Here is a 7,644-nt window from a genome sequence, read left to right on the forward strand (position 1 = left end):
TTTGCTTGGACGGATTACTAGCACCTCAATGGCCTGATTTCAGGGGGCTGGGTCAGTGTCCAAGTATTCCTTCACGGCGCGTGGAGCAGCTTCCACATCAATCCGACCGGTGTCCCATTCGTCCTTGGATGCTGAGAACTGTTTGTTTGCATCAGCTTCGATGAGGCTTGCATCAACAGCCATGCGCTGGCCGCTGACCAGGCCTTCTTCGATACAACGCAAGACCGTCGTCTCAAACAAGTGGCGCAGCAGTTCGCTCTCTCGAAAGCGCCCATGCCGGTTCTTCGAGAAAGTGGAGTGGTCAGGAACGCGGTCGGTCAGATCGAGGCGACAGAACCAGCGGTAGGCCAGGTTCAAATGCACCTCCTCACAGAGCCGTCGCTCGGATCGGATGCCGAAGCAATACCCAACCAACAGCATCCGGATCAGCAGTTCAGGATCGACCGACGGGCGACCCGTATGGCTGTAGAAATCAGCCAGAAAGGCGCGAATACTGCTCAGATCGACAAACCGATCAATCGAACGCAGAAGGTGATCTTGCGGAACATGATCCTCAAGCGAGAACTCATAGAACAAAGCCGCCTGGGCTTCCTGCCTCGGTCCCATCATCGCCAATCCCTCCCTACAGGACGAATTGAATCAGCGACTTACAGCCCGATCAAGTGCGAGTTTTTCAACGAAATACGCCGTTCTGCGGAAAAACAACGTGTCCCCAAAAAGGCGGCATTCAATGCAAAATGAGCCTGTTGTCGAACGTGAATACAAAACAAGCCTTCAAATCTAAAACCTTCGCAACTCAATGTCCTGACGGCAGTACAATTCCTATTTTAGATAGCTTGAGCGCCATTTCCTCGTACGTAATGGGTCTATCATAATGCCATTCAAGAAGGCGGACGTTGTTCGCCTGCAGCAGCTGTCGCTTTCGCTCATCCCGAACTTGTGTGTTCTTGAAACCTTCCTCGCCACCAAACAGAGCGACGGGTTCGTAATGCTGCTAGCCTTGGCACTAAAGAACGAAGGTTATGCAGATCAGGGCGAGATCACGGTCATTTCGGATGGTGCGGAATGCCTGAAGCGCCTGGCAGGCATGCTTCCGCAACCGGTGACTCACATCCTCGACTGGTTTCATATCTCAATGAAGATACAGCCGCTGGCCCTGCTCGCGGTAACGGCTCCGAAGCACCTATCGAACTTTGGAAATCGAATCGAACGGATAAAGTGGCGTTTGTGGAGCGAGCAAGCGGGCCGCGCGCACTCTCTCATTGCAAGGGCTCGAAGAGATTTGTCCGGAGACACTGTGCCAAGCATATGGGCCCACCGGGCGGACCAGTTGCTCGAAACTCTGCAGATCTACATAAGACGGAACAAGAGTTCGGTGGCCAACTACGCTGAGCGGTACCGCGCCGGAAAACGGATTGCGACCGCACCGGCCGAGGCGAGCGTCAACCGGCTAGTCGCCAAAAGATTTGTCAAAAGGCAACAAATGCGATGGTCTCGCACCGGGGCACATTACCTGCTGAAAGTGCGGGCTTCTGTGCTAAACGGTGATTTGGCTGAACGAACGAAATATGAAGCGCCGAAGCCACCTGTTCCAGGCAACATTGCGGCCTTCGTTAGCCCAACACCGCCATTGCTCAAGCAGCCTGACCCCACAATTTTGAACGGTCCTCTATCAAGAACCGCCGCAATCTTACAATTAAGTGCTAAGCGACAGCTGGTCTGTGATAGATTCGAACGCAGCGTCGATATCATCGCATACGGCATACCATCGCCAGCCTTGTCCGTGCCCGAGCGTGCGACCGAGAGGGACGGATCGATGTAAGCCCTGCATTTGTCGCGATACCCGTAAGAATTCAGCAAAGGAGGCGTGCCCACGTAGACCATCCCGCCGATGTTGCGGCCGGCCACGCTAGCTGTTTCGCTAGACGGGACCCACCCGCTTTTCGTTGATCGGGACGATACGCTCGATGCCATTCGCGAGGGCTGGTTTCGTTCAGCGGCCGCTGCAAGAGCCGGCGCCGCAGACTTTCCAGCCCGAACGATTTCGGCGTAGTCCTGCTTTGGTGGGGAATAGGCCTGAACGGCAGCCGGTGCTTTGGACGCAATGGCTTCGCGAGTTCGTTCGCGCTCACGCTCTATACGTTTGTCGTAGGCACTTGGGCGCGGCACCGGCTCAGGTCGGGAGGTTCGGGTTTCGTGGCGACTTTTCGTCGCCGCTTTTCTTGCCACCAGACCAGAATGACAGGGACACCAAAAGCAAACAGCATCTGGCCGCCAACCGGCCAACCCTGAAGCACTGTGGTAACCACGACCATGCACAAGAAGAAATACAGGACGAGAAAGAACGTAATTCGGAAAAACTTGAGTATTGAAGACATTAACAGAACCCTCTCCGAACCACACTATTTTGGGCGATTGTATATTTGACAAACCAACAGAATTGACCCGATCCGGGGCCGAGCCGGGCCTTGCCGCCGGGATCAGGCTGGCTTCTTGGGCACCGGCTTGTGCTTGATCAGCTTCGTGAACTTTTCGTTGAACCGATCTACATCGTCATCGGTTTCTAGCTGCCGCGCGGCTTCTTTGAAGCGTTCAGGTTGTGATTTGTCTTTGTCCATGTGATTAGCTCCACAACCTGCGCTAGAACATTAACAGAGGCTCTACACCTACTGTTGTGATCCACAATTCCCATTGTTATATAACCTATAGAGCCGAAGTGCGGGAACACTTCGGCTCATAATGGAAACGCCGTCAGGGGCGGTAAGTGTGAAATCACGAGTTCTTCTTCACATAACGATTGCGCCGAGTCAAGCCATCTGGCGGCCCTTGAAGGGGCTTACTAATGAGTGCAGTTGAGGCATCATGCGGGAATTGCGGTGCAACCCTGCAAATCGCAGACGATCCGGCCGACGATGATGTAATCGTCTGCATCAAGTGCGGGACAGTCGCTGGTCGCTATGACGACATTCGGAAGGCCATGATCAGAAAGGCAACTTCTGAAGTCGAAACAGAACTCACCTCGATCATCAACCGATTCAACAAGCGCGTGCGATAACTCAATCTCCACTGCTAGCTTTTTCATCGGGATATCGTCCTTTCTTGTGGTCTGTGCCATTACAGTTCCCTTGGTGCTTTTGATGCATGAGACCGCAAATCCGCGATAGTGTCCCAATTTGTCAGGTGAACAACAAGGAGTCTCACATTGGCAAAATGTCCTGTGAACAACTTCGACGCCAGAATTTGCGCTCAGTTTGAACGATTTCTGAGGGGAATAGAGGCGCTTGATCCCCCTTCAGCGGATTGGATAAAAGCTCAACGACAGCCGCCCAAAACTCTTTGGAATGAATGGTCGCTTGAACAGATCAGCGCATCACAGGAAGCATACAGACTACGAATGCTAGGTCGTGCTTTGCAGCACCTCAAGGGGGATAGGGGCCTATACCTTCCTGACGGATGGAAGAACGATTTTGCCTTCAACTTCGATATTGTCCAGCGACAGGTTGTCGATTTGTTTGAGCTTGGGACGTGGCCTGCATCGGGTTATAGTGATCGAATTGGCATACTTTTGAGGCTCGCAAATAGGCGTGATCTTAGCGATCGATTTCATGCCGCCTGGTCAAGAATTTTCATTCGTGTCTAGTGGGTGTACGTAAGGCGGTCGTCGGCTTTAATCTGGCAGGCGTTTGGGTTTTCTCTCGGTCCGTGCGTCCAGAGTAGAGGTTTGCCGAGTTGTCGCAGGCCTTCAGTCAGTTGTATCATGTCGGCAACATAAAAAGTATACTGCCTATTGACAGGCATGATATATTTCTCCGATCATAGGCGTTGTGAGAATCGATCAAGGAGTTCAGCAATGAATGTTCCTATGTTAGAAGAGATGCTACAAGCCGAGCTTGGTAAAATTAATGATTTTATTGATAAAACGGATGAGGCACTTAGGGATGCAAAAGAAAAACGGCAAGCACTAGAGCGGACGATTGCGGTTTACACAGGACAACCTGGGCATAGTGGCTTTGATGGCAATGTAAGCCGTGGAGCAACCCTAAACGATCAAATTTTGGCGTTGCTATCGAAGGATCGCGCCGGTTTTGCTCCACGCGAAATTGCACGTTTGCTGACTGAGAGTGGACGAGAAACTAAAAACACACAAGTTTCAACGCGATTGTATCAGATGAAAAAAGCCGGTCTTGTTGCCAAGCTAAACGGTAAGTGGTTTTTGACATCCGTACTGCCTGAGCCAAAGCCTACCAGTGACTGAGTTCTTTAAAGCATAAGGGGGGACTGTTGCTGACGGCGCGTGAGTGCGACGACACTCTGATGGAAGGCTAGCTATTGTCCGATGTGCTTTTGTGCGAACGCCGATACAAGAGCGCCTAAACTACCTGAGAAAACAACTGTCTGAATTTTGGAAAGTTGAAGTTCGTTCAGCCAGCCCCAAGTCGTCAAGAAATGGAGCAACCAAACCGCCATACTCAGCACAAAAACCAAGGCGAAAAACCACATTAGGCACACTGCGATTGTTCCAGAGTGTCGAAGTAAACGCAGAGTATTTTCGTCTTTTGTCCCTTGCAGTGCTTCCGGGTCTGGCCACGTGGACTTTTCGGCGCGGGCGTTCGGGTCGTCCTTCCATTTTTCGCCCTTTGCCCACTCAGGTGGTGGACCCGGTGGTGCTTCATCCTGCATTCAGTCCCCGTTGATAATGCTCTTGAATGAGATTGTCCGGAATCTCTTTATTCATCACGTTTGGTTCATAGGCTTGGTGCCAGGGTGTACCGGATCGATGCGTCAGATTGGACAGCGCGATACCGGAATAATCCGCATATCCATCAACAACACCACCAATGAAATTCTCCATTTCAGGATGCGTAAGAGGTGCGTTAGAAATCATCGTGTGCGGAATGATATCTCCACGAAAGTGCTTGGTCGCGTGATATAGATTTGGGATAACCGGGCCATACTTCCACGCCTCAATGCGATCATGGAAAAGCTTCTCACCGCGCATTGCGAGAAACCACCCATACGAAATATAAACCAGCTTCATAAGCTGCATCGGCGTCAAGTACTTACCTCGCCGCTTAGCTAGCTTCAGAACATCATCCGCTACTGATTGTGCGGTCGCGCTTGTCATCTGAACCCCTCCTAGCTTGCGATATCATATTGAGGAACGTTCTGGGAACAAAAAATGTCCAGCGGTGAAGTGCGCGTGATTTGGCCTAGTGTACGTAGGTCAGCCGTTTACCCACAGCACCGCGTAGCGCAACTTGGCCACGCTCCGCATCGTCGACACCGTTGGCCTCGCGGTGATTGTACCGGAAATCGAATTCGGCTGCGTAGCGGTGCAGGTGCTGCTTGCCGCAGTGCTGATACACACCCTTCATGCCGCGCTTGAAGATGCTGAAATAGCCCTCGACGGTGTTGGTGTGGATTTCGGGGTCTTCGCGGCCAACGTATTCACCGGCGCCATGGTTGGTCCAGCCGTGGGCGTCGAATACCCGGCCAGCGCCGAGGTTCTGATAGTGGCGGGCCTCGTCGGTCATCACGTAGGCTTCGCGGGCGATGTTTTCTCTCAGGATCGGGATCAAGGTGGACTTCTTCATGTCGTCGACAACGATCGACTTGGCGCGGTGGGTTTCCCGGTCCACGAGGGTAAGCACCTTCATCTTGTGCGATCCACCGCGGGCGTTCTCGGCCTTCTTCACGCCTGGTTCCTTGCCGATGAAAGTCTCGTCTACCTCGACGATGCCGCCGCCACCGCCAAAGCCCGCTAAGGCGCCATCCCGCATGCACTCGCGGATTCGGTGGGTCAAGAACCACGCAGATTTATAGGTGATGCCCAAAATACGGTGTAGCTGGTGGCTGCTGATCCCCTTCTTGCTCGATACCATCAGGTGAATGGCCTGTAGCCACAGATGTAGCGGCAAGTGGCTTTCCTCGAAGATCGTGCCCTTGCGCACGGTGAACTGGCCCCGGCAGTCCCGGCACTTCCATAGCCCATGGCGTTCCTTGCCCTCGGGGTTCTTCTTGCTGGGCTTGGTGCGAACGCCGGTCAAGCGATAGGCGCTGTCTACTACACCACAGTGGGGGCAGACCGGGCCATCGGGCCAGAGCTTGGACTCCACGTGCGCAAAGGCCGCGGCTTCATCGTACATGTACTTTTCGGATAGAACGGACACTCTGTAACCCTCTAGCTTCTTAGGCTTGATATGGGGGCTGTCCGTGGGTTTGTCAAGTGTACAATCGCCCTATTTTGGATGCCCATCATTGCAACGACTATCGCAATGATAGAATGCGCTTTTGATGCGTTGACGTTCTTCGGTCCGGTTCGATCGACGAGCTAGCGCAGGTTCACTCCTTTCAGGTCGTCTGGTTTCAGCCGATAGCGGATTACGTTGCCTTCGTGGAGTCCCGCGATCTGCTCACGGACGTAAGCGATAACATCCGCTCGGTCAGCATCGGGCACGCCAGCAGCCAAAGCCATCTTATCAACCGCATCGTTTCGGAACTCCTTGAACTCGAGAACGCAACGCCGGACCGCGGCGCGAACAAATTCCCGATAGGCCAGAGCCGCTTTTTCCGGGCTCTCCACCTCAGCGCGAAGAACTCGGTACTTTTCCGCAGAAGCCAGGTACGCGTCCATGTAGACGTCGCGCAGCAGCGCGACGTTGTTCAATTCATAGACCCCGATGAGCCCGTCGATATAGTCGCTGTCGTCCATCGTCGTGAACGACATCGGCGCAAGATCCGACTTCAGAAGTGGGATGTTCGAGGCCACGCGCGAGGTCCGCTTGTTGACGTCGGCAAAGGCCTGGAGATACGGGATGTGCACCAGGAGGAAGAAGGACTGTTCGAACGGATCAGTGATCTGCGCAGCCTTGTGCAGAAGGATGTCGAACTCCTCTGCGATCGTGACCGCATCGTCGAGTGGTCGATAGCTCGAGTGCGAGATCCCGACCAGCATCGCTCGCAATCGGCCCGACATCGCAGGGTCCGCCAGAAGACCATCCGAGAGCAGCGCATGAATCGCGAACAGATCAGAACGCCGAAGCCCGATCTCATCGAGATTGTCGACCACATACTGGATGGCTTCCTTATGATTGAGGATCATCAGAGCTTCTTTCCGATCCTTTCCCACGGCTTCTTCGCCAAACTTGATGAGTCGCTCCGTCTGCAAGATGTCGTAAGTGTTGCCTTCCATTCTGGAGGACGCCCAGCTGAGGTCGACCAAGAGTTGCTCGAGAATCCGTCGTGCATATGTTCCGGCCGGAACCGCACCACCCAATGGGCGTCCAGCCTCAAGTAGTTTTTCGCGGTCGGAAGAAGACAGATACCACGTCTTTCCTGGCACGTAAGCGTCAAGAAACTCGGGTCGATAGGACACCGGTGCTCGCCTGTTGTACGGCATCGACAAATGCCCCCGAACGACCGCTCCACCAGCGATCCTGTATCCCGTGGCCCTGCCCTTGCCGGATACCTCGAGGCAACCTTCCTCCACCATGCGCTTTAAGAGACGCCATACAGTGGTTTCGCTCACACCCCTTGCAACGCCCTTCCGGATGGCATCGCGCCCGGCGCCCGGGTTCTCGCCGACAAAGTCGAGAATGTCTTGATCCGACAAGGCCATGCAACGATATCCCGCAAGTGTGAAAC

General features: G+C 53.7%; 8 protein-coding genes and 1 pseudogene. 1 reads left to right on the forward strand and 8 read right to left on the reverse strand.

Annotated elements, in window-relative coordinates; genetic code table 11:
- Positions 1-54: 54 nt before the first annotated feature.
- The 4 genes and pseudogenes from GTF44_RS21575 to GTF44_RS21590 all read right to left on the reverse strand — a co-directional run.
- Positions 55-609 (reverse strand): annotated as a pseudogene (locus GTF44_RS21575) (transposase); the annotation flags it as partial.
- Positions 610-1,509: 900 nt separating this feature from the next.
- Complete coding sequence (locus tag GTF44_RS22335; protein ID WP_367383488.1) at positions 1,510-1,974, reverse strand: TerB N-terminal domain-containing protein; 465 nt, start codon at positions 1,972-1,974, stop codon at positions 1,510-1,512.
- Positions 1,975-2,480: 506 nt separating this feature from the next.
- Entirely contained in the window at positions 2,481-2,618 is a 138-nt protein-coding gene (locus GTF44_RS21585) for a hypothetical protein (RefSeq protein ID WP_171563437.1), read from the reverse strand.
- A 242-nt stretch (positions 2,619-2,860) separates the two neighbouring features.
- On the reverse strand, positions 2,861-3,115 hold the full coding sequence (locus GTF44_RS21590) for a hypothetical protein (protein ID WP_171563439.1): 255 nt from the start codon (positions 3,113-3,115) through the stop codon (positions 2,861-2,863).
- Positions 3,116-3,850: 735 nt separating this feature from the next.
- Between GTF44_RS21590 and GTF44_RS21595 the strand changes: the two genes are divergently transcribed.
- Positions 3,851-4,255, forward strand: a complete 405-nt coding sequence (locus GTF44_RS21595) for a hypothetical protein (protein WP_171563441.1) — start codon at positions 3,851-3,853, stop codon at positions 4,253-4,255.
- A 71-nt stretch (positions 4,256-4,326) separates the two neighbouring features.
- On the opposite strand, the gene GTF44_RS21600 is transcribed toward GTF44_RS21595, so the two are convergent.
- The 4 genes from GTF44_RS21600 to GTF44_RS21615 all read right to left on the reverse strand — a co-directional run.
- Entirely contained in the window at positions 4,327-4,680 is a 354-nt protein-coding gene (locus GTF44_RS21600) for a hypothetical protein (protein WP_171563445.1), read from the reverse strand.
- A complete protein-coding gene (locus GTF44_RS21605) occupies positions 4,670-5,125 on the reverse strand; it encodes a Panacea domain-containing protein (protein WP_171563447.1) in 456 nt (151 codons plus the stop codon). Before GTF44_RS21605 ends, GTF44_RS21600 begins: the two co-directional genes overlap by 11 nt.
- Before the next feature lie 85 nt (positions 5,126-5,210).
- Entirely contained in the window at positions 5,211-6,170 is a 960-nt protein-coding gene (locus tag GTF44_RS21610; protein WP_171563449.1) for an IS1595 family transposase, read from the reverse strand.
- 161 nt (positions 6,171-6,331) lie between these two features.
- Positions 6,332-7,644: Fic family protein (locus GTF44_RS21615; RefSeq protein WP_216365217.1), on the reverse strand; the 1,313-nt coding region annotated here is incomplete at its 5' end.

Origin of the sequence: Roseobacter sp. HKCCD6576-2 (assembly GCF_013179285.1) — a bacterium.
GTDB classification, from domain to species: domain Bacteria; phylum Pseudomonadota; class Alphaproteobacteria; order Rhodobacterales; family Rhodobacteraceae; genus Rhodophyticola; species Rhodophyticola oceani.